This is a genomic window from Ruegeria sp. HKCCA4633 (assembly GCF_013034605.1).
Classification (GTDB): domain Bacteria; phylum Pseudomonadota; class Alphaproteobacteria; order Rhodobacterales; family Rhodobacteraceae; genus Ruegeria.
The window spans coordinates 433691-455404 of the sequence record NZ_WQGJ01000002.1 but is presented as its reverse complement, the minus strand read 5'-3'; the positions used below and the strand labels follow the sequence as shown (position 1 = coordinate 455404).

The window sequence follows — 21714 nt, the reverse complement described above, 5'->3', positions numbered from 1 at the left end:
ACTAGAAGGCTAACAAAAAATGACAAAAAAGCGCCGCTCATCACATTGGTATGGAAAACTCGACAAGGACGGGTTCATCCATCGTTCGTGGATGAAGAACCAAGGGTTTCCTGACCACGCTTTTGATGGGCGCCCTATCATCGGCATCTGCAACACATGGTCCGAACTGACGCCTTGTAACTCGGGCCTGCGCGATCTGGCCGAAGGCGTCAAACGCGGTGTGTGGGAGGCAGGTGGCTTTCCGGTCGAATTCCCCGTCATGTCACTGGGCGAAACACAGATGAAGCCGACCGCCATGCTGTTCCGCAATCTGCTGGCGATGGATGTCGAAGAAAGCATCCGCGCATACGGAATTGATGGCGTTGTCCTGCTGGGCGGGTGTGACAAGACAACGCCCGGGCAGCTGATGGGCGCAGCCTCGGTCGATTTGCCGTCAATCGTGGTCAGCTCCGGCCCGATGCTGAACGGCAAATATCGCGGGCAGGATATCGGTTCGGGCACCGACGTTTGGAAATTCTCCGAGGCTGTCCGCGCTGGGGAAATGACGCTGCAGGATTTCATGAACGCCGAATCCGGCATGTCTCGCAGCGCGGGGGTTTGTATGACCATGGGGACTGCCAGCACCATGGCCTCGCTGGTTGAGGCGATGGGTATGTCCCTGCCTACCAATGCTGCCCTGCCCGCAGTGGATGCCCGCCGTATGGCGCTGGCACATCTGACCGGCAAACGGATCGTCGAGATGGTGGGCGAAGACCTGAAGCCATCGGACATCCTGACCAAGGAAGCGTTCGAGAACGCCATTTTGGCGAATGCTGCTGTGGGTGGGTCAACCAATGCTGTGGTCCACCTGTTGGCTCTGGCAGGCCGTGTAGGAGTTGATCTAACGCTCAAGGACTTTGAGATTGGGTCTGAGATTCCTCTACTGGTGAACTGTATGCCTTCGGGCAAATACCTGATGGAGGACTTCTGCTACGCAGGCGGGGTTCCCGTCGTGCTGAACGAGCTTAAACCCTTCCTTCGCCAGGCAAAAACCGTGTTGAACAAGGACATTTCAGCCCATTATGAAGGGGCCGAGTGCTTCAATACGGACGTCATCCGCCCTTTCAACGATCCGGTGAAACCTGCCGCCGGTCTGCGCGTCTTGCGAGGCAACTTGGCGCCCAACGGGGCGATCGTGAAACCATCGGCGGCGACGGATGAATTTCTGGAAACCGAGTCCGAGGCTTACGTTTTTGAAAACATCGAAGACCTGAAAGCCAATATCGACCGAGATGATCTGCTGGTCACACCTGATACTATTCTGGTCCTGAAAGGCTGCGGCCCCAAGGGATATCCCGGCATGCCCGAGGTTGGCAACATGCCGATCCCGGCCAAGCTGGTGAAAGAGGGCGTGCGTGACATGATCCGCATCTCAGACGCGCGCATGTCCGGTACCGCTTATGGCACTGTCATTCTGCATGTCAGCCCCGAAGCGCAAGCCGGTGGTACACTGGCACTGGTGAAAACCGGTGACCGCATTCGTATCTCGGCCAGCAAGGGTGAGATGGAATTACTGGTTGATGAAGCGGAACTGGACGCCCGTCGCGCCGCGTGGCAGCCGGATGAGCCGTATTACTCCCGTGGTTACGCGAAACTTTACATCGACCACGTGCTTCAGGCAGATCAGGGCGCTGATCTTGATTTCCTTGTGGGCAAAGACACTCGCCTTGTAACCAGAGAGAGCCACTGATGCCCCAACTAGCAACATTTCATGACCTGAAAGGGGCGTCTGTCTATATCACGGGCGGAGGCTCGGGCGTCGGCGCGGCGCTGACAGATGGTTTTATGGCTCAGGGGGCCAACGTTGCGTTCATCGGTCGCTCGGACGCCAGCGGGTTTGTTGACGAGATGCGCGACAAGCATGGCCGCGCGCCGCTTTTCATGCAGGGTGACATGACCGATACCGAATTGCTGCACGCAACCATGCGCAAGGCCGCCGACGTACATGGGCCTTTGCATGTACTGGTCAATAACGCGGCCAACGATCAGCGGCACGCCTTGGACGAAACAACGCCAGAGTTCTGGGACTGGATGATCGAGGTCAACTTGAAAGCCTATTACTTCGCCTGTCAGGAAGCCGCCCGGCAGATGAAAGACGGGGGTGCGATCATCAATTTCAGTTCAATCAGCTATATGATGGGCAACGCGGGCTATCCGATCTACACGACGTCAAACGCCGGGATCACGGGCATGACACGCTCTTTGGCGCGCGAGCTTGGGCCACAGAACATCCGGGTCAACGCCCTGGCGCCCGGCTGGGTTCTGACGCAGAAACAGCTGGACATGTGGGCCACGCCCGAAGATTTGGCTGCACATCTGGACCGGCAATGCCTGAAAGAGCATCTGACACCTGAAGACATGATTGCGCCCACCCTGTTTCTGGCGTCTAAGGCCAGCCGCGCGATGACCGGCCAATGCGTGGTCGTTGACGGTGGCGTTGTGGTTACGGGGTGACGTGATGAATACTGAATGGATCGCTGTTGATTGGGGTACATCCCATCTGCGCGCGTGGGCCATGCAGGGGCGCACCGTGCTGGATCAGGCACGGTCTGACGCAGGAATGGCCCGAGTTGGCAAGGATGGGTTTCAGGCGGCGTTGCTTGCGCTTGTTGAAACATGGCTGGCGGATACCCCGGTGGACGTAATCGCGTGCGGTATGGTTGGTGCGCGGCAGGGCTGGGTCGAGGCACCTTATGGCGCAGTTCCAAGCCAACCACTGCCCGACGCGCCAATCCGCGTTCCCGACACCGATCCACGCATCTGTGCCTTTGTCGTGCCCGGTCTGAAACAGATGGCACCGCCGGACGTTATGCGTGGCGAAGAAACGCAGATCGCAGGATTTCTTGCCGCGCGGCAGAATTGGGATGGGGTGATCTGTTTGCCCGGAACGCATACAAAGTGGGTTCAGGTCAGCGCGGGCGAAGTTGTCAGCTTTCGGACATTCATGACGGGAGAGATGTTCGATCTGTTGTCTGGGCAATCGGTGCTGCGACACTCGGTTTGCGAAGGTTGGGATGATAACGCATTTGTGGACGCCGTTGCAGATACCCTGTCCAAGCCCGAACAACTGGCTGCACGCCTATTCGGTCTGCGCGCAGCAGATCTGCTACACGGTCAGGACAAAGGCACCGCTCGGGCGCAGCTTTCGGGGTTGCTGATCGGTGCCGAGCTGGCCGCCACCCGACCCTATTGGTTGGGACAACAGTTGGCCGTGATTGGTGCCGACGGTGTTTCGCAGATTTATGCAACTGCGCTGAAGCAACAAGGTGCGTTTGTCGAAACTGAAAATGCCACTGCGGCGACACTGGCAGGGCTTGCTCTGGCAAAAGACAAGGTGAATTCATGAGCCGTCCCATCATCGCCATTCTTCGTGGGCTTAATCCGTCCGACGCCGAAGCCGTTGGGCGCGTGATACTTGACGCGGGAATCGACCGTATCGAAGTGCCGCTCAACTCACCCGACCCGTTAAATAGTATCGCTATTCTTGCCAGGGTATTCGGGCATCAGGCACTGATCGGAGCAGGCACGGTTTTAACCATCGATCAGGTCAATGCTGTTTCGGATGCCGGGGGTAAACTGATCGTATCGCCAAACTATGATGCCGAGGTCATTGGGCGCACGGTCGCTTTGGGGATGCAAAGCTGGCCGGGTGTTTATACCCCAACCGAAGCGTTCGGGGCACTAAAGGCCGGCGCCACAGGGCTAAAGCTGTTTCCCGGTGTGATGGCAGGACCTGCCGGACTGGCAGCTTTGCGCCCGGTTTTGCCTGACGGTGCGCTGGTGTTTGCCGTGGGTGGTGCGGGCCCTGAGAATTTTGATCAGTGGATCAAGGCCGGGGCAGATGGGTTCGGGATCGGATCGGCGCTATATAAACCTGGCATGGACGTGACCGAGATATCAGACCGCGCCCGCCAGATCGTTGCCGCCTATGACAAGGCGGTGGGATGAGCACTGTTTTCGATGATCGCCCCTGTGAATTGGGTGAAGGGCCTTTGTGGCATCCCGAACGGCAACAGTTGTATTGGTTCGACATCATCGGCAAACGCCTGATGACCCGTAGCGCACAAGGGCCGCAGAGCTGGGCATTTGAAGAATATGTCTCTGCTGCAGGATGGGTGGACCACGATACGCTGCTGCTGGCGTCGGAAACCGGGCTTTGGCGTTTTGACTTGACCACTGCGGACTGCAGCCTGATCACACCGTTGGAGGCAGATAACTCAGTCACCCGCTCTAACGACGGTCGGGCCGACCCTTGGGGTGGCTTCTGGATCGGAACGATGGGAAAGCATGCGGAACCAGCAGCCGGATCGATCTATCGGTTCTGGAAAGGCGCGTTGAGGCGTCTGGTTGCGGATGTGACAATCTCAAACGCGATCTGTTTTGCTCCGGATCGGTCGGTTGCCTATTTTTGCGATACCGTGACAGGGCAGGTTCGGCGTTGGAAGCTGGACGCGGAAACCGGGTGGCCTGAAGGGGATCATTCGGTCTTCCTGGATCTTCGGGCGGAAGGGTTGAACCCCGACGGCGCTGTGGTTGATGCAGCTGGAAACATCTGGATTGCCCAATGGGGTGCGAGCCGGGTTGCCTGTTATACATCTGAGGGACAATTCCTGCGTGCCGTTTCTTACGACGCGGCGCATACATCCTGCCCGGCCTTTGGCGGCAGTGATCTGAGCACCCTTTTCTGCACAACAGCGCGTCAGGGGTTAAGTGCCGACGAAATCGAAGCGCAACCAAACAACGGAAAGACCTTTGCCGCGCTAAATGTCGGGCGGGGTCAGGCAGAACACAGGGTCATTTTATGAAGCCGGAACTTGGCGTTTGCTACTATCCCGAACACTGGCCCGAGGCGATGTGGGCGGAGGACGCAGCGCGCATGATCACCACCGGTCTGACCTGGGTTCGGATCGGTGAGTTTGCCTGGAGCCGTATGGAACCTCAGCCGGGTAATCTGCAACTCGATTGGCTGGACCGTGCGATCGAAACACTTGGGTCCGCCGGGTTGAAGGTTGTGCTGGGTACGCCAACGGCGACACCGCCCCGCTGGATGATCGACAAACACCCGGATATGCTTGCAGTGGATGAACTCGGGGCCCCGCGCAAGTTTGGGTCGCGGCGACATTATTGCTTTAGTCACCAAGGCTATATCGACGAATGTTCACGCATCGCCCGCATCATGGGCGAACGGTATGGTCGTAATCCGCAGGTGGCAGCATGGCAGATCGACAACGAATACGGGTGTCATGACACAACGGTCAGCTACAGTGCCCCTGCCCTCCGCGCCTTCCAACAGTGGTTGGCAGTTCAATATGGCACCGTCGAAGCGCTGAATACAGCATGGGGCAATGTGTTCTGGTCAATGGAATATGCCAGTTTTGACGAGATTGACCTACCCAATCAAACCGTAACCGAACCGAACCCGGCTCATGTGTTGGCGTTCCGACGGTTCAGCTCAGATCAGGTTGTGGCTTTCAACAAAGCTCAGGTTGAGGTTTTGCGGCAGCTGACCGACGCGCCACTGCTGCACAATTACATGGGCCGGGTTCTGGATTTCGATCACTTCGAGGTCGGCGCAGATTTGGATATTGCCACCTGGGACAGTTATCCAATTGGATTTTTGTCGGATCGGCTGGAAGATGACGATGCGCAAAAGATCGCCTTTCTGCAACAAGGCGACCCGGATATGCAGGCGTTTCATCACGACCTGTACCGGGCCGTCGGGCGCGGACGTTGGTGGGTGATGGAACAGCAACCCGGTCCTGTGAATTGGGCACCTTATAACCCAGCGCCCCTTCCCGGAATGGTACGGCTGTGGTCTCTGGAGGCCGTTGCTCATGGCGCTGAAGTGGTGAGCTATTTTCGTTGGCGACAAGCCCCCTTCGCGCAAGAGCAGATGCACGCAGGCTTGTTGACGTCAAACAACCGTCCTGCACCTGCATTGACTGAAGCGCGTCAAACCGCGGATACACTGTCGGAACTGGGTGACGTCCGGCAGTCGCAAGCCAAAGTGGCTATTTTGTTCGAATATGCGTCGGACTGGGCATGGTCCACTCAGCCGCAGGGGGCCGGGTTTGATTACTTCCGACTGGTCTTTGCGGCGTATCGCGCGCTGCGACGCGCAGGGTTGTCGGTGGATTTTGTATCTACCCATGACCTCTCAGGACAGTACGATCTGATCCTTGCACCGGGGCTGGCGACACTTGATCAGGATTTGGAGCGCCGTCTGAAATCGGCGTGTAACCTCGCCATCCTTGGCCCCCGAAGCGGAGCCATTACCCGTGATTTCCAAATTCCCGAGAATGGCCGCCCCGGATTGAGCGCATTGGACTGTGACGTCGATCTGGTCGAAACGCTTCCTCCGACGGTTGAGCGACCTGTTAATGGCGGTGGCGCAGCCCTTCATTGGGTTGATCGACTGTCGGGTTCAGCCACCGATTTGCTGAACTTCGAAGATGGGGCAGCCGCGCTCAAGGGGGAAAACGGGCTTTGGTATCTGGCGGGATTTCCTGATGAACAGCTTTGGGATCGGGTCATTGCGATGGCGGCAAAGCAAACAGGATTGATCGTGCAAGCCATGCCACAAGGCTTGCGGATGCGCGAGACAGCTGATCATGTGTTCCTGATCAACTACAATGCAAGCCCGGTGATCTGGAAGGGTCAAACTGTTCAAGGCTGCGATGTCGCCATCCTGAAACGCAATCCGCCCGGACAGGGCTGATCCTGATCCGGGCGGATGCCTTGGCTATCAACCTGCGACGCTAGTCGTTTTGCAGGCTGTTGGGGTCAAAGACGTTTCCGAACCCGCTGTTGTTCGATGGGGCCGGGTCGGCCTCGGACGAACCATCGTTGCTTTCGCTTTCGTCTCCGCCCAGAGAGTTGGGGGCAAACACGTTTCCAAAGCCACTGTTGTTTGATGGCTTGGGCGTGGATTGCGCCTCACCCTGTTCGGCTTCTTCGGCTTCGCGTTGCTTACGGCGCTCTTCACGCTGCTTGCGCAGTTCCTGAATGCGTTGTTCGGCCTCCAGCTGTTTCTGTTCGCGCACGTTGGCAATGCACTGACCGGGGTCGTAGGCCGTTGCAGTGCCGACAACCGTGATCGTTGCAATCGCAAACACAACCACCAGAACCGCCGCTGCGTTTCCGGCAAAGAAGCTGGGCAGTTTGATTTTGCCGGCCAGTTCCTCAACCGTTGCGTTCTTGCGTGCCGCCGCGACCAGTTCCTGACGCTTGAGCTTGGCTTCGTTCAGTAAGGCAAAGAACACGGTCAAGGCCACGATGATAAATGCCAGCGCAGAAATCGCGGGTGTGATGCCATACCGGACCTTCTGGGCCAGCTCGATTGTCAGCGTCGGGTATTCACCAAACGTAAAGGTGGTGGTGTTGTAGTTCTCGAACGAAGCAAGGAATGCCAACACCGCCGCCGAGGCAATCGCCGGGCGCATGAACGGCAGCAAGATCTTGCGGAAAGCCTGTGCATGGCTGGCGCCAAGGTCCAGGGCCGCTTCGGTCAGAGCTACGTCGTAGCGCTGCAAACGTGCCACCAGCACCAGCATGCAGTAGCTGGCGATAAAGGTGGATTGGCCGATCACCGTCAGAAAAATGCCATTTGACAAGAAGCTGTCTGCCCCCAGTCCGAGCATACGGTTGATCCGATCCCAGAACACCAGTGTCGAGATACCCAGAACCACGCCCGGGATCAGGATCGGTGCGATGATGATCGTGTAATAGGTCGCACGCAACTTGGGCCAGATCTGAGTCAGCATCAGCGCGCCTGCCAGGCCCATCGCCACGGACAGAACAACCGTTCCAAGCCCGATGATCAACGAGTTTTTGATACCGTTCAGGATACGCTGATCCTGAAACAGCTCACCAAACCACTGGAAGGTCAGGCATTCCCACGGGCTCATCCGAGGAAAACCGGACGAGTTGAACGCGGTGATCGACATGATCACAAGCGGTCCCAGCAGATACAGGAAGAAGATCGCCAGATAGACCCAGATGCTTATGCGGAGGAAGGAATTGTTCATTTCCCGATATCCCCCATGTTCACCTTGAACAGGCGCATCACCGCCAACACGAACAGGATACAGGTCACCAGTAGCACGATGGCGTAAGCCGCCCCCTGTGGCCAGTCATTGTTGTCGTTAAACTGCTGGTAGATCAGCTGCGTGAACCACAGGCTCGACGGTCCTCCCAAAATCTGCGGAGCGGCCAGCGCACCAGCGCTTAACATGAACACCATAGTACAGCCCGAACTGATGCCCGGCTTGGCGTAAGGAATAACCACGCGCCAGTGAATCCGCCACCATGGCGCACCCAGGTCCCGAGCGGCTTCGATCTGGTTTTTATCCAGACTTTCAATGACGTTATACATCGGGAAGATCATCAGCAGGATATAGGCATAGCCCAAACCCGCATAGAGCGCGATATCGTTGCGGATGAAGTCAAACGGTGTATCCCAGATCCCCATGCCCATGAACAACGTATTCAGAACGCCGGTTTCACCGAAGATAATGCGCAGCGCGAAGGCGCGCAGGATCTCGTTGATCCAATAGGGAATGATAAGCATGATCGCAAAGATGCGGATATGGCTACCTTCGGATTGTCCCAGGTAGTAGGCGATTGGATAGCAGATGATCAGATTGAAGATCGTCACACAGACAGCCGCCACAAGGGTTCGGAAAAACACTCTCAGGTCGACTGTGTTGTAGTCCTGACTGCCGCCCTCGGGGCCGTAGATCAAGTACTTGTAGTTCTCCAGCGTATAGACGTCCTTGGGCCCGCCAATCTCTGGCGGCGGCAGGTTCGGACGGAATGAAAAGTCCAGCATCGACAACTGCGGCAAGATGATCAGCCCAATGGTCCAGAACAGGACCAGGCCCAAAATCGCCAACCCCATGCCGGTGCCATTGCGATTGAAGAAATCCTTTAGAAACTGGGGCATGAACTGTTCCCCTTATTCCGCGGCCAGTTCACCCGCAGGAACGACGACGGCGTTGTGCGTCTCATATTCCAACGTGATGTTCTGTCCGGTGTGATCTTCGAAGGATTGCCCGTGGTTGGGGATCGATACTTTGATCTCTTTTCCGCCCTCGCCTTCGGTGAAGATGTTAAAGACGTTGCCCTCGAACTCTTCGTGGTTGACACGCGCGGTGACGAAATGGTCGCCCGACGCGCCATCGGGGGCGATGGCAAATGCCTCGGGGCGCACGAACATCATGGCATCGTCGCCTTCTTTCATCTTGCCTTGATTGGCCGTCGAAATCCTCGCTACCAGATCGCCTGAGCGGTTAGTCGCGATCAGAGCCTCATTGCCCATGACTTGTTTAACTTTACCCCGGAACACATTGTTTTCGCCGACGAATGAAGCCGCAAACGCCGTGTTGGGATCGTTGTAGATGGTCTTGCCGTCGGCAATCTGATCAATCACACCCGCGCGCATAACGGCGATGTTGTCGGACATGGTCAGCGCCTCACCTTGATCGTGAGTGATGTAGATAAAGGTGATACCCACGCGCTGCTGGATTTCGCGCAGCTCTGTGCGCATGTGTTGGCGCAGTTTCAGATCCAGCGCTGACAGAGGCTCGTCCAGCAGTAACACATCCGGCTCTGCGCAAAGCGCGCGGGCGATGGCCACACGCTGACGTTGCCCGCCTGACAGTTCGCTGGGCAGTTTGTCGCCCTGCCCGGGCAAAGCGATCATGTCCAGAAGCTCATCTGCACGCTTGCGGCGTTCAGCGGCGCTGGCCCCTTTAATCTCCATCGAGAAGGTGATGTTTTCCCAAACTTTCATCAACGGAAACAACGCCAGGTTCTGGAAAATCAGCGCCGTGGGCCGCTTGTTTGGTCCGATGCCGCGCATGTCATTGCCGCCAATCAATACCTTGCCCTCGCTTGGCTCCAGGAAACCTGAAACGGCGCGCAGGATCGTTGTTTTTCCACAGCCAGACGGCCCGAGGAACGAAAAGAAATCGCCCCCGTTGATGTTCACATTCGCGTCCCGCACGGCAACGAAGTCACCGAAACGGATCCACAGCTTTTCAAGATCGACGCCGACCCCTGCACTCATTTTTGGTATCTCCCTGGGGTGCACATTGTCTTCACACCACATTACTGTCCGTTACGCCGGGACGGCGCACAGAGTGTAGCCCCCCGCGCAAGGCGGAGGGCATGTTTTCAATGCGTTTAAGCGCTCTTGAATTTGTTGACGAACTCGGTCCGTGTTTCTGCATACCAAGGTGCTTCGGCCGGCCACGGGTTAAGGTTGGCCAACGAGTCGCCCGGATAGGCTTCGGCGAAGTTCTTTTTGTAAGTGTCGCCCGAATATTGATCAGCTCCAAGAACCGGCGAGTTGTAACCGTGGCTGTCGATGGCAACACCGGCAGGCTTGGCCTGATAGGCGAAATCAATGAACGCATAGATCTGGTCGATATTCGCGGCACCTGTTGGAATTGACATGCCGTCAACCCAGGCCATCGCGCCTTCGACCGGCGCTTGGTAGTGCACTGGTTCACCTGCAGACTTCAACGCCAGCGGCGGGCCATCCCAAGTTTGACCGACAATCACGCCTTCGTTCAACAGACCATTTTTCTGTGTGTCAGCGTCATTCCAGATCAGCTTGATGCGATCTTTGCGCGCAACGCACCAGTCGGTGATCTGGCCCCAAACCTTGCGCATGGTTTCTTCGTCACCATACGCCGCCCAGACCGAGCCCGGCTCCATCTCGCCCGAACGCTCCATGTAAAGACCCGCGCCCAACATCATCGAATGCGCACGGCCCATAGTTTTTCCGGCGTTTTCTTCGGACCAAACGTCGCCATAAGACGGTGCGTCACCTTCCGGCAGCCACAGGTCGGTGCGGTAGGCAATGCCTTCGGTGCCCCAGATATGCGGCAGCCAATGCGCCCCTGATCCACCAAAGTTCCAAGCGTCTGTGCCGATCTTGGCCATGGCTGGGTTCACCAAGTCAATCGGAACCTTGTTCATATCAAAGGGCTGAAGAAGCTCCAGCGGCTCCCATTGCAACGACCGGTTGTTGGTGGGCGAGACAATGTCAAAGCCCTGACCTTTGGTGGCCTTCATCTTGTTGATGATTTCTTCGTTCGAACCGATGCCGGTGTAGTTCACCTTGATGCCGGTCAGAGTCTCAAACTCTTCGATGAAGCTGGGCGGAAGATAATCCGACCACATCAGAATATTAATCTCGCCCGACGACGCCAGCGCGCTTTTGCTGTAAAGCGGCGCTGCCAAAGCAGCTGCACCCGCGCCCTTTAGCACCTTGCGTCTGGAAAGAGTCAATTTGTCAGCCATGTGTTTTCTCCCATTGATGAACTGTTTGTTTTTATTTTTTGTTTATAGGACTTTCTGTGTCAATTCGGCAGTGAAAAAGTGACAGTTTTGAAAATTCATTAGCCCAGCCTCCTGATGGAACGCGTTCAGATTGATTTTTTAAGGGGTACATCTTCTTGCCAAACGGTCATGTCCCGGACATCCACCGGGTCGGTTCCTATCAACAATCTACGATGATCACCGGCTGGCAAGGGTTTGGGAGTGTCACCAAAGTTAAACGCGAAATGCAACGTACCGCGCCGGGCAATGCGAATATCGGGATCACAGTTCAGTGTGCTCAGGCCAGCCCACTCCAAAGCCTGATGTAAAATGGATTGCAAAAGCGCACCACGTGGAAGCATCGCCATATATATTGCCCGGTTTGACTGCACGACCGCAGGGCTTCCGTCGCAATAGGCGCTTTCAAAGCGCGCTAAGACACTTTCGTTGGTCTCGACGATCTCGCGCCAACCTACGAAAGCGTGCCGAGGGCCGTTGATCAGTTGCACATGTTCTTGTGCCAGGAGGGGAAGTGACTCGACGCGTGTGACATGAACGCCGGTCAACTCTGTTAATGTGCCAGGGGCAAGGTTCGCAGGTGTGTGCATCTGGGGTGTTTTGCTGCCTGACCTGGCTCCAATCACGAGTTTCGCGTCCGAATCTGAAAGCTTGGCAGCAAGGTCTGCGCTGACGATCATGCTCTGCGGCAATAGGATCAGTGCATAGCCGTCCAGATCATCTTCAGGGCCTAGGAAATCGACGTCTGCCCCTAATTGACGAAGGCTGGCATACCATTCACGGATAATGTGACTGTTTGGGAACTCGTCATCATGCGGCAGGATATCCGCAGCCCAGATTGAGCTGTAATCCAAAAGTATCGCCACATTGGCCTTTGAACGCGTCGCAGATGGTAGAGTTTCGCGATCCTTTACGATCTGTGCCAATTCAACCGCCGCTTGATCTGGGCTGTTATCCGAGCGCAGCAACGCCGTATGATATTGTTCCTGCGCGAATTTTGCTTGTCGCCAACGAAAGAACATAACTGCTTGCGCACCATGCGCATAAGCTGCCCAGGTCCAAAGCCGTACCATGCCCTCCGCTGGAGAAGGGTTTTTAGCCGCCCAGTCCACCGGACCCGGCTGTTGTTCCAAAACCCACATACGCCCACGTCCCTGACTGCGGTATAAATCGCAGTGAAAGCCTTGATAATCCGGCGCACCTGTCCGCAGATAGCGACGCTTTTCATCGTCGGAGAGGGTCGAACCCATCAGGTTGCCCAGCGGGTAACTGTCAAAGCCAACCACATCCAAATCGGCCGCAACGGCGTGATGGTCAAACTCGAAACTGCCTGCCATAAAGTTGTGGGTGATGTCTCGGCCCGGAGAATGTTCCCGCAGAATGTCGACCTGTGCTTTGTTGAACAGACGTACCCTGTCCGAAGAATAACGCATGAAATCCAATGCATGTGTTGGATTCGGGGCTGCGACCAGACCGTTGGGCAGCTCAATCTGGTCAAATCCGGAATAGAGCGATCCCCAGAACACGGTTCCCCATGTTTGGTTTAGGGCGTCGATTGTTTCGTATCGCTTCTGAAGCCAGCGTTGAAACCCGCTGCGCGCAGCCATTGAATAGCTGAGTACCGTGTCGTGGTCGTTGTATTCGTTGTCGATCTGCCAGGCGTGGACATGAGGGTTCTTTCCATATCTGCTGGCGTATTCGGTTGCGATCCGTTTTGCCTCGGCCAGATAAATCTCGGAGGAAAAGCAATAATGCCGACGCGATCCGTATCCCCTGACTCGTCCGTCCGGTCCGACGGGTAGGATTTCAGGATGCGCGTCGATCAGCCATTTTGGCGGGGCCGCCGTTGGGGTCGACATCATGACCTTCAGCCCGGCCTGACCCAGAATTCCAATGACCTCGTCCAGCCAACCCCAGCGAAATTGCCCGCGTGCAGGTTCGATCAGGCCCCAGGTGAATTCGGCAATACGCACCCAATCCAACCCCATCTCGACCATACGCTTGGCATCCTCTTGCCATTGCGACCGATCCCATTGTTCAGGGTAGTAGCAAACCCCCAGCTCAAGCTTGCTCATCTGCTATCCTTTGCGGTACGACGTTCGATCCATTTCAGGAAGCTGGCGCAACCCAATGTGATCACGACGTAAAGAATTGCTGCCGTATTGAAGGGGGCGAAAGGCAGGAAACTTGCCGCCTGAAACTCTCGCATCCTTTGGGTCATGTCACGAACAGACAGGATCGACAGCAGCGAGGTGTCCTTGATCATTGCTATGAATTCGTTGCCCAAGGGTGGGGTCACGATCCGCAATGCCTGCGGTAAGACGATGAGCCGAGCAGTCTGCCATCGAGACAAGCCCAAGGAGCTGCCTGCCTCCAACTGCCCTTTGGGTATGGCCTCGATCCCGGATCGAAAGATCTCGGCCATATAGGCTGAATAGCCGACCGAAATGGCGATGATGCCGCGGGTCATATTGGTCATGTCGATGCCGCCGCCTGTGGCATCCTTGACTGCACCCGCCAGAGGCAGGCCGATGTAAAGGATGATCACCAGCATCGGGATGCCCCGGATCGTATCCACAAAGAACTCTGCGCCAACGGCTAGCGGGTGGAGTTTGTGCTGTGCGCCACCAATGGTCAGCGTCAATAACAAAAAGCCAAAGACAGCAAAAGCCAGCGCCGGGTTGCGGTACTTGTCGGGCAAAAAGCTGGTTTGCCAAAGCACCGGATAGCCCTGCGTGTGTGCCTGAACGGGGACAAACGCGCCAGAGACACTTTCAACGGTTTCGATTTGCTCCAGGGCCGCTGCGGCGTCTGTTGCACTGCGGATGCGGTATTGCTGCTCTCCACCGCCTTCGAATTCACCAAACCGGATGATATCGGCCTGTGCCTGTGGTGTGCCGCGCACAATCGCAATGCGGGCTTCGGTGCTCCCGACAAGGACGTAATTCACTTGTGGTTGCATGAAGAAAAACGAGGAAACTCCTAGCAGAGCCAAGCTGATTGCGCCGTAAACCATCGTAGTACGCGCTTTGGGTTTGAACGATTGCAGCCCCACCCAGATCAGCCCCAGGATCGCTGCAAAAATATAGGCAAAGATCGCCGCGCGGAATGTAATGGCAACGCCAGTTGCAAACTGCCAATGCGCCATGAACATCAAATAGAACAAGGTGGCCCCGGTCAGGATTTCAAACCCAAGTTGAGAATAGCCGCGCAACGGGTTGTTCAGACGGGTTGATAACACGCACAGCGCGATGATCACCGCATAGATTGCCAGCAAGACCTGCAAACCAGTCTGCACTTGCGCCACAACCACAGGGAAAAGCACCCAGGTCTGGTTGGTTCGGTCGATAAGTGCCGATGTGTTTTCACTCAGCGCATGAAAGAAGACCGACTCGGCGAATGGCATCAGGATCTGAGGTGCGACAAAGGCAAGCATCGACAGGCCAACCGCCGCAGGAAATGCAGCCAATGCCGCCACGCGCAACCAGGCCGGGGCTTGCGAATGGAACCGGGAATGGCGGGCGCAGAGATAGCCCAGGATCGCCGCGGTCAGGATCAGCAAGAACCCAACAAAAATCGGCCCCGCGTTGTTGCCGATCCCTAGGATCGCGACCAGAGATCGCAAATATTTGGACGAGGAAGCAAACAGGTAAATGATGAATGGCGCTGCTGCGAGCAACACAAGGTTGCTCGGGCGGATCGAGCTGAGACGCGACATGGGGTTCTCCGCTAGGTCAAAACCCCGGCGAAAAATTCCGCCGGGGCCGTAAGGTATTCAGAGTTCAGTTTGTTCCCCAGTATTTGGCTTTCAGCTTGTCCAAGGTGCCGTCGTCCTGAATCGCGGCCAGTCCCGTGTTGATGGCATCAACGGTTGGGTCGCCTTCCTGAAAGACGATGCCCAGCGGGTCGGATTGCAGGCCAGTGATCCCAACGGTCAACTCGCCTGCAAACTCCTGCTCATAGGCCGACGCCGAGGTGCCGTCGATGATGACCCCCTGTACGTCGGCGTTTTGAAGCGCCAGAATGGCGGCCGAAAAATTGTCATACAGACTCACATTCTCGCGGCCCACCAACTCTTCCGCGAGTTGCGCGTTGGTCGTACCGGTCTGTGCCGCAAGCTTCTGGCCTCCTGCCTTGAAATCTTCCAGCGTCATATCCGCATTGTCGACCTGAAGAAGAATGGCCTGGCTGACAACGATGTAAGGTTCGGAGAAATCCATGGTCTCTTCCCGTTCCGGTGTGATCGAAACGCCCGAGATCACCAGATCGAACTCACCCTGCTGAAGTGCCGCGAAGATCCCGTCCCAAGCCGTGTTGACGAAATTCGGAACGCAATTCACGCGCTCGCAAATGGCATTCATGACGTCGACGTCAAAACCGACAATCTCGCCAGTTGTTTCATCCACGGTTTCCATCGGTGGATATGTCGCGTCCGTCCCGATCTTGAGCACACGGCCTTCCAGATCGGCGGCAAAGGCGGCAGGCGCTGTCATCGCAGAAAGCGCCGCCGCTGCAAGTAAATGTTTGAACATGTTTGGTTTCTCCTTTGTTGGACTAAGTCAAATCGCCGGTTCCGGCGGTGGCGTGTCAGGTTGCCGCTCGATCAATTGGGCCCTGATCTTTTTTTGAATCTCTGATGGGTTGGCTCCGGCCAAGACTTGCAGCATAAACTCGCCCAAGAGGCGGCTGGTCTCGCCAATGGGCAGATAATAGGTGCTGGGCGGGGGTACGAAATACTGGCTGAGTTTCAGATCATCGTTTGAAATGACCACAACATCCTGCCCCACCCTCACCCCTTGTTTTGCTGCCGCCGACAAGGCCCCAAGGGTCATCGCCTCGTTGGCGCAAATGATGGCGCTTGGCGGTTTGGGTAACTGCATGAGTGCCGCAAAAGCCGTTTGGCCGGTCTCTGCTGTTGTTGGACCGGTCGCAATCAGCGTAGGGTCAAAGCCAAGCGCACCCTCTGACAGAGCATCGGCATAGCCCCGGCGTCGTTGCAAGGCATAGACCAGGTCATCCGGAGGGTTAATCAACGCGATCCGGCGATGGCCAAGGCCAATCAATCTGGCCGTCGCTTCAAACGCCGCAGTCTCACTGTCGAGATCAACATATGCATGCGGCAGGTCGCTGCTACTCATGCCGTAAGTGACAAAGGGAAATGCCTCAGCCTGAAGATACGCTATCCGCGGGTCGTTCACTCGCGTGCCCGAGAAAATCACACCATCGGCCAGCCCTTCTTGCACGATCGAACGCAGAGTCTTCAGTTCAGTATCGTCGCCGCTTGTGCTGAAAACACTCAATTGATAGCGCGATCCCTGCACCGCTTTGGAAATCCCAGCCAGAATCCGTGTGAATTCAACGCCTTCCCATTCCTCAGCGGCATCTTCCGAAACGCTGACCAGAACAGCAATCCGATAGGATTTATTGGTCCGCAACTTAAGTCCATCAAGGTTTACCCGATAGCCCAGAGCGGTCGCTGCCTTGTGGATTTCATCCCGCGTTTCTTGTTTCACCGAGGGCGCATCCCGTAAGGCGTTCGAAACCGTTCCGACAGAATAGCCAGTCTTCTTTGCAATTGATTTTATTGTCGCCCGCGCCATCAGGTAATCCCGATCAGACGTTCGGTCAGGAACCCCCGTCCCGTGTTCAATGTACGTCTGTGATCTAAGGTTTCGTCATGTTCGACAAACAAATCGGAACAATTGCTGTCTGCGAGTGCCTTCAATACAGCGTCCCAATCCACGACGCCCTCCCCCAGATCGCGCCAACGCTCGTCACCTGTGCCACAGTCTGGATCCGCATCCTTTGCATGAATAGACAGGATTCGGTCCGCATGACGTTTGATCATTGCGGCGGCATCTAGGCCAGCAACTTGCAACCAACCTATATCTGGCTGCCAGTAGATATTCCCTTGCGAAAGGACTTGATCCAGGGGCGTTTCACCCTTTGCCCCCACCAGATCAAAGTCGTGATTGTGATAGGCCAGACGGATGCCGTGCTCGCTTAGTCGATCAGCCCATTCTGACAACTGACCCGACACTGCCATCCATCCCCGGGCAGTGTCGGGCCGCGTCTGGGGCGCCAGCCAAGGCATGACGGCCACCTGGCATTCCAAAAGGTCCATGACCTCGACAATGTCATCGAAACGCGTGTCGAACTCTTCCCAGTCAAAATGTGCAGACCGAACGTTAAGACCTGATTGATGAATGGTACCCGCCATCTGCTGCGGGTTCAGTTCATGCAGCCCCGTGGTTTCGATATCCTCAAAACCGCAATCTGCAACCAGACGCAGCTGATCTGTCAGATCACCGCATTGCCGCACTGTATAAAGCTGGGCTGAAACTCTCATTCCCCACCATTGAAACGTTTCAATTATGGTGGAATACGACCTGTTGAGTTGTCAAGCTTCGCATTGATCAGCCGCCGTTCTCACTTTCGCATCGATACGCTGTTGTGGAACAAGTGTACTTTTTCAGGGGCTGCGGTCACGGAAACGGTCTGTCCGCGCATGTTCCGTTGAACTCCTGGCAGTTTGGCAATCGGCGCTTCAGCGTCCGTGGTCTTTTCGAAGTACAACAGTGTGACCTCGCCCAAAGCCTCGGTGAAATCCACCTTTCCGGTCATGATCGCGGTATCGTCAGTCACGACAAAATCTTCGGGGCGTACACCGATATTGACCTGCTTGCCCAGATCGCTGTCCTCGGTTGGGATCGCGGAAACGGCGGTGCCGCCAGACGCAAGCTCCACAGTCGTTGTCGCCCCCGTTTCGGTGATCGTTCCGGGTAATAGGTTCATTGACGGCGAGCCAATGAATTGGGCCACAAACTCGTTATCGGGCGTCTCATACAGTTCAAGCGGCGTGCCCACCTGCGCAATACCCTTGTTGGCCAAAACCACAATCCGGCTGGCCAATGTCATCGCTTCGACCTGGTCATGGGTCACGTAGATCATGGTACTGTCGGGCATGGCCTCTTTCAGGCGCGCAATTTCGATCCGTGTTGCCACCCGAAGGGCTGCGTCAAGGTTCGACAAGGGTTCATCAAACAGATACACCTTTGGATCGCGCACAATGGCGCGCCCGATGGCGACCCGCTGGCGCTGACCGCCGGACAGAGCTTTGGGTAAACGGTCAAGAAAGGGTTCGAGTTGCAGAATTTGGGCGGCTCGATCTACCGCAGCATCTATTTCACCCGCAGGCATCTTGGCAATTTTCAGGGCAAACGCCATGTTTTCGCGCACTGTCATATGGGGGTACAGGGCGTAGCTTTGAAACACCATCGCGATGCCGCGTTGTGCGGGCGGAACATCGTTCATGACCTGCCCTTCGATCTCCAGCGTCCCGCCTGTGATCTTTTCCAAACCGGCTATCATCCGCAGCAAGGTGGATTTGCCACATCCGGAAGGACCAACAAAAACGACCAGTTCGCCCTGCTCAATGTCGAGATTGATGTTCTTCAGAACGTCAACAGGGCCATAAGACTTGGCGACACCTGTAAGGTTGAGTTCAGACATGCCTTACCCCTTTTCCCGAGCCATCAGGCAGAACTGCGAAGCCGTCAGAGTGATTGAATTTGCACCGTCAATGGCACCCAGTTCCTGACCAATTGTCTGCCAATTGCCGTCAGGCACTTTGATCTCGGTTTGATCTGATCCGAGATTGAACGCACAGAAAATTTGCTCGGAGCTGTCTTCACGAATGAAAGTCAAAACTGAGCCTATTTCGTTCATCTCAGAAAGACGTCCAGATGCCAGAGCCGGGTGCGCATGACGCAGCGCGATGGCGCGACGATAGTGGTTCAGCATCGATTGCGGGTCCACCTCGGCCCGATCGACCGCGTGTTCAGCCTGTTGGACGCTGACCGGTAGCCAGGGTTCTGCGGTGCTGAAGCCTGATTGTTCATGCTGCGCTTGCCAAACCATTGGCGTACGGCAACCGTCGCGGCCTTTGAATTCGGGCCAGAATTCGATGCCATAGGGGTCTCGAAGCTTCTCAAACGGCACATCTGCTTCATGCAGGCCCAATTCTTCGCCTTGATACAGGCAAGCCGAGCCGCGTAGGCACATCATGAGAACCGCATGCTGTCGGGCTGCGGCGTCATCTAAGTTCCAGCGAGAGGCATGGCGTTGCACGTCATGGTTTGAAAATGCCCAACAGGGCCATGCATCACCTGCCTTGGCCTGCAATTGGTCAAAGACATGTTTGGTGTAACTGGCAGTCAACGCGCGTTTCTCGAGGAACTCAAACGCATAGCACATGTGCATCCGCTGATCGCCCGAGGTGTATTCACCCATGATCTCGAGCCCACGCTGCGCATCGCCGACCTCGCCCAGACACGCACGGCCTTCGTATTCGTCCGTAAGCGCCCTCAGCCGTTCAAGGAATGCAATATTCTCGGGTTGGCTTTTCGAATACAGGTGGTCCTGATGGTTGTACGGGTTGACTGCTGGTGCGATCGTCGCGTTGCGCTGATCCATTGGCAGGGCTGGGTTGTCGCGCAATTCCTTGTCATGGAAGTAAAAATTGATTGTGTCCAACCGAAAGCCATCTACGCCCAGATCCAGCCAGAACCGTGCGACGTCCAGCAAAGCATCCTGAACATCCGGGCAATGGAAATTCAAATCCGGTTGCGATGTCAGGAAGTTATGCAGATAGTACTGCAGGCGACGAGAGTCCCATTGCCACGCCGAGCCGCCAAAGATCGACAGCCAGTTGTTTGGTGGTGTGCCATCCGGCTTGGGGTCAGCCCACACATACCAGTCGGATTTCGGGTTCTCACGGCTGCTGCGGCTTTCGCTGAACCAAGGGTGCTGGTCCGACGTGTGCGACAGAACCAGATCGATCATGATTTTCAGTCCTTTGGCATGCGCCTGATCCAGAAGCTCTTTGAAGTCCTCCAGCGTTCCGAACATGGGATCGACATCGCGATAATCGCTGACATCGTATCCAAAGTCTTTCATTGGTGACTTGAAAAACGGTGAGATCCAGATCGCATCAACACCCAACGACGCGATATAGTCCAGTCGCGCGGTGATGCCTTTCAAGTCACCGACCCCATCGCCGTTGCTGTCCTGAAAACTCCGCGGGTAGATCTGATAGATCACCCCTCCTCGCCACCAATCCGAAGACAGTCTTGTTGCTTTGCTGTGTTCAAGGTTGTTCTGCACGTTCATCAGACGCCTCTATTTAACAGATCCGGCCAGAAGGCCCCGGACCAGGTATTTTTGCATTGCGAAAAAAACGACCAGCGGCACAAAGATTGAGACAAAGGCGGCGGTCGCAAGAATTTCCCAGTTGCCGCCACGCGTCCCCAAAAGCTCGACGATGCGGTTGGTCATCACAGTTGTCTGGCCGGTCGCATCGATCAGGAAGACCTTCGCAACCAGCAGGTCGTTCCATGTCCAAAGGAACTGGAAGATCGCGAAAGACGCCAGCGCCGGGAAGCTGAGCGGCAGGATCAGCTTGGTAAAGATCTGGAACTCGGTGGCGCCGTCGACGCGTGCGTTTTCGATCAGGTCACGCGGTAATCCGGCCATGTAGTTGCGAAGCAGATAAATCGCCAGGGGCATCCCGAACCCGGTATGTGCCAGCCAGACGCCCAGATAACCCTTGCCGATGCCGATATTCAGGTGGAATTTCAGCAAGGGTATCAGGGCCAATTGAAGCGGAACAACCAACAGCCCAACAACCGCCGCGATCAACAGCGCCCGACCGGGAAAATCCATCCAGGCCAGCGCATAGGCCGCAAAGGCGGCAACCAGAATCGGGATGATTGTTGCCGGGATCGTCACGGTCAGCGTATTGAAGAACGCCTTGGCCATACTGTCCGTACTACTCTGATCCAGAAGAACTTTCTGGTAATTGTCCAAGGTGAACTCAGGCGGCAACTCGGCCGTCACAAAGATACGCGCGCCGCGGTTTCCGGTGAACTCTTCGGTGTTTTCCATCCGATAGTTTCCAACGGCATCGACGGTGATGGTGCCGCCTCGGCGTAGCTCGACCGTTTGACCGGGCTCAAAGGCATCCACATCACGCGAGCTGATACCCCATCTCGAAATTGTGGCTTGCTCATCCGCGCTGAACAGCGCGCCCTCAATGACATACAACCCGTTTTCCAACGCCTGTGTTTCAGGCGCGGCGCTGCGAAGGGTCAGATTCTGCTCGGATGGAAACAGCGATCGCCACCACCCGCTTGATGAGATTTGGTCGGCTGTCCGAAAGGACGAGACCAACAGACCCAAAGTTGGAATGACCCACAACACCACAAGAAAGATGACCGAAAGGTGCACAACCCATCTGAGCGCGGGTTTGGTTCCAGCAATATCGCTCAT

Annotated in this window: 18 protein-coding genes; 6 read left to right on the top strand and 12 right to left on the bottom strand. The window is 56.1% G+C overall.

Annotated elements, in window-relative coordinates:
- The first annotated feature begins 19 nt into the window (after nt 1–19).
- From GOV85_RS08650 to GOV85_RS08625, 6 genes are read left to right on the top strand one after another with little or no spacing between them, the layout of a single operon-like run.
- Complete coding sequence (locus GOV85_RS08650; RefSeq protein WP_171176988.1) at nt 20–1729, top strand: IlvD/Edd family dehydratase; 1710 nt, start codon at nt 20–22, stop codon at nt 1727–1729.
- Nucleotides 1729–2493, top strand: coding sequence for an SDR family NAD(P)-dependent oxidoreductase (locus tag GOV85_RS08645; RefSeq protein ID WP_171176986.1), 765 nt, complete (start codon nt 1729–1731; stop codon nt 2491–2493). The genes GOV85_RS08650 and GOV85_RS08645 overlap by 1 nt, the downstream gene beginning before the upstream one ends.
- Nucleotides 2494–2497: 4 nt before the next feature.
- Entirely contained in the window at nt 2498–3385 is an 888-nt protein-coding gene (locus GOV85_RS08640; protein ID WP_171176984.1) for a 2-dehydro-3-deoxygalactonokinase, read from the top strand.
- Nucleotides 3382–3987 carry a 2-dehydro-3-deoxy-6-phosphogalactonate aldolase gene (locus tag GOV85_RS08635; protein ID WP_171176982.1) on the top strand — a complete coding sequence of 202 codons (606 nt, stop codon included), beginning with the start codon at nt 3382–3384 and terminating at the stop codon, nt 3985–3987. Before GOV85_RS08640 ends, GOV85_RS08635 begins: the two co-directional genes overlap by 4 nt.
- Entirely contained in the window at nt 3984–4844 is an 861-nt protein-coding gene (locus GOV85_RS08630) for an SMP-30/gluconolactonase/LRE family protein (protein WP_171176980.1), read from the top strand. Before GOV85_RS08635 ends, GOV85_RS08630 begins: the two co-directional genes overlap by 4 nt.
- Nucleotides 4841–6757, top strand: a complete 1917-nt coding sequence (locus GOV85_RS08625) for a beta-galactosidase (RefSeq protein WP_171176978.1) — start codon at nt 4841–4843, stop codon at nt 6755–6757. Before GOV85_RS08630 ends, GOV85_RS08625 begins: the two co-directional genes overlap by 4 nt.
- A 40-nt stretch (nt 6758–6797) precedes the next feature.
- Here the strand turns inward: GOV85_RS08625 and GOV85_RS08620 are convergent, their stop codons facing one another.
- The 12 genes from GOV85_RS08620 to GOV85_RS08565 form a co-directional block, all read right to left on the bottom strand.
- Nucleotides 6798–8066: an ABC transporter permease gene (locus tag GOV85_RS08620; protein ID WP_171176976.1), complete on the bottom strand. Its 1269-nt coding sequence runs from the start codon at nt 8064–8066 to the stop codon at nt 6798–6800.
- Nucleotides 8063–8983: an ABC transporter permease gene (locus GOV85_RS08615; RefSeq protein ID WP_171176974.1), complete on the bottom strand. Its 921-nt coding sequence runs from the start codon at nt 8981–8983 to the stop codon at nt 8063–8065. The genes GOV85_RS08620 and GOV85_RS08615 overlap by 4 nt, the downstream gene beginning before the upstream one ends.
- A gap of 12 nt (nt 8984–8995) precedes the next feature.
- The gene (locus GOV85_RS08610) at nt 8996–10108 is read right to left on the bottom strand and encodes an ABC transporter ATP-binding protein (RefSeq protein WP_171176972.1); all 1113 of its coding nucleotides are present in this window, start codon (nt 10106–10108) and stop codon (nt 8996–8998) included.
- Nucleotides 10109–10224: 116 nt separating this feature from the next.
- Nucleotides 10225–11349: an extracellular solute-binding protein gene (locus GOV85_RS08605; protein ID WP_171176969.1), complete on the bottom strand. Its 1125-nt coding sequence runs from the start codon at nt 11347–11349 to the stop codon at nt 10225–10227.
- 125 nt (nt 11350–11474) lie between these two features.
- Nucleotides 11475–13460 carry a beta-galactosidase gene (locus GOV85_RS08600; RefSeq protein ID WP_171176967.1) on the bottom strand — a complete coding sequence of 662 codons (1986 nt, stop codon included), beginning with the start codon at nt 13458–13460 and terminating at the stop codon, nt 11475–11477.
- Entirely contained in the window at nt 13457–15103 is a 1647-nt protein-coding gene (locus GOV85_RS08595; RefSeq protein WP_171176965.1) for an amino acid ABC transporter permease, read from the bottom strand. The genes GOV85_RS08600 and GOV85_RS08595 overlap by 4 nt, the downstream gene beginning before the upstream one ends.
- Nucleotides 15104–15167: 64 nt before the next feature.
- On the bottom strand, nt 15168–15917 hold the full coding sequence (locus GOV85_RS08590; protein ID WP_171176963.1) for a basic amino acid ABC transporter substrate-binding protein: 750 nt from the start codon (nt 15915–15917) through the stop codon (nt 15168–15170).
- A 27-nt stretch (nt 15918–15944) separates the two neighbouring features.
- Entirely contained in the window at nt 15945–16985 is a 1041-nt protein-coding gene (locus GOV85_RS08585) for a LacI family DNA-binding transcriptional regulator (RefSeq protein ID WP_171176961.1), read from the bottom strand.
- Nucleotides 16985–17734: a sugar phosphate isomerase/epimerase gene (locus GOV85_RS08580; protein ID WP_171176959.1), complete on the bottom strand. Its 750-nt coding sequence runs from the start codon at nt 17732–17734 to the stop codon at nt 16985–16987. Before GOV85_RS08580 ends, GOV85_RS08585 begins: the two co-directional genes overlap by 1 nt.
- An 80-nt stretch (nt 17735–17814) precedes the next feature.
- Nucleotides 17815–18897: an ABC transporter ATP-binding protein gene (locus tag GOV85_RS08575; RefSeq protein WP_171176957.1), complete on the bottom strand. Its 1083-nt coding sequence runs from the start codon at nt 18895–18897 to the stop codon at nt 17815–17817.
- Nucleotides 18898–18900: 3 nt separating this feature from the next.
- Nucleotides 18901–20556, bottom strand: coding sequence for an alpha-glucosidase (locus tag GOV85_RS08570; protein WP_171176955.1), 1656 nt, complete (start codon nt 20554–20556; stop codon nt 18901–18903).
- A gap of 9 nt (nt 20557–20565) precedes the next feature.
- On the bottom strand, nt 20566–21714 hold the full coding sequence (locus GOV85_RS08565; RefSeq protein WP_171176953.1) for a carbohydrate ABC transporter permease: 1149 nt from the start codon (nt 21712–21714) through the stop codon (nt 20566–20568).

Coding starts and splice junctions, on each gene's coding strand:
- GOV85_RS08635 (WP_171176982.1), top strand. CDS start 3,382: ATGAGCCGTCCCATCATCGCCATTCTTCGTGGGCTTAATCCGTCCGAC.
- GOV85_RS08585 (WP_171176961.1), bottom strand. CDS start 16,985: ATGGCGCGGGCGACAATAAAATCAATTGCAAAGAAGACTGGCTATTCT.
- GOV85_RS08570 (WP_171176955.1), bottom strand. CDS start 20,556: ATGAACGTGCAGAACAACCTTGAACACAGCAAAGCAACAAGACTGTCT.
- GOV85_RS08600 (WP_171176967.1), bottom strand. CDS start 13,460: ATGAGCAAGCTTGAGCTGGGGGTTTGCTACTACCCTGAACAATGGGAT.
- GOV85_RS08645 (WP_171176986.1), top strand. CDS start 1,729: ATGCCCCAACTAGCAACATTTCATGACCTGAAAGGGGCGTCTGTCTAT.
- GOV85_RS08620 (WP_171176976.1), bottom strand. CDS start 8,066: ATGAACAATTCCTTCCTCCGCATAAGCATCTGGGTCTATCTGGCGATC.
- GOV85_RS08595 (WP_171176965.1), bottom strand. CDS start 15,103: ATGTCGCGTCTCAGCTCGATCCGCCCGAGCAACCTTGTGTTGCTCGCA.
- GOV85_RS08610 (WP_171176972.1), bottom strand. CDS start 10,108: ATGAGTGCAGGGGTCGGCGTCGATCTTGAAAAGCTGTGGATCCGTTTC.
- GOV85_RS08605 (WP_171176969.1), bottom strand. CDS start 11,349: ATGGCTGACAAATTGACTCTTTCCAGACGCAAGGTGCTAAAGGGCGCG.
- GOV85_RS08615 (WP_171176974.1), bottom strand. CDS start 8,983: ATGCCCCAGTTTCTAAAGGATTTCTTCAATCGCAATGGCACCGGCATG.
- GOV85_RS08630 (WP_171176980.1), top strand. CDS start 3,984: ATGAGCACTGTTTTCGATGATCGCCCCTGTGAATTGGGTGAAGGGCCT.
- GOV85_RS08650 (WP_171176988.1), top strand. CDS start 20: ATGACAAAAAAGCGCCGCTCATCACATTGGTATGGAAAACTCGACAAG.
- GOV85_RS08590 (WP_171176963.1), bottom strand. CDS start 15,917: ATGTTCAAACATTTACTTGCAGCGGCGGCGCTTTCTGCGATGACAGCG.
- GOV85_RS08580 (WP_171176959.1), bottom strand. CDS start 17,734: ATGAGAGTTTCAGCCCAGCTTTATACAGTGCGGCAATGCGGTGATCTG.
- GOV85_RS08565 (WP_171176953.1), bottom strand. CDS start 21,714: ATGAGCGATATTGCTGGAACCAAACCCGCGCTCAGATGGGTTGTGCAC.
- GOV85_RS08625 (WP_171176978.1), top strand. CDS start 4,841: ATGAAGCCGGAACTTGGCGTTTGCTACTATCCCGAACACTGGCCCGAG.
- GOV85_RS08640 (WP_171176984.1), top strand. CDS start 2,498: ATGAATACTGAATGGATCGCTGTTGATTGGGGTACATCCCATCTGCGC.
- GOV85_RS08575 (WP_171176957.1), bottom strand. CDS start 18,897: ATGTCTGAACTCAACCTTACAGGTGTCGCCAAGTCTTATGGCCCTGTT.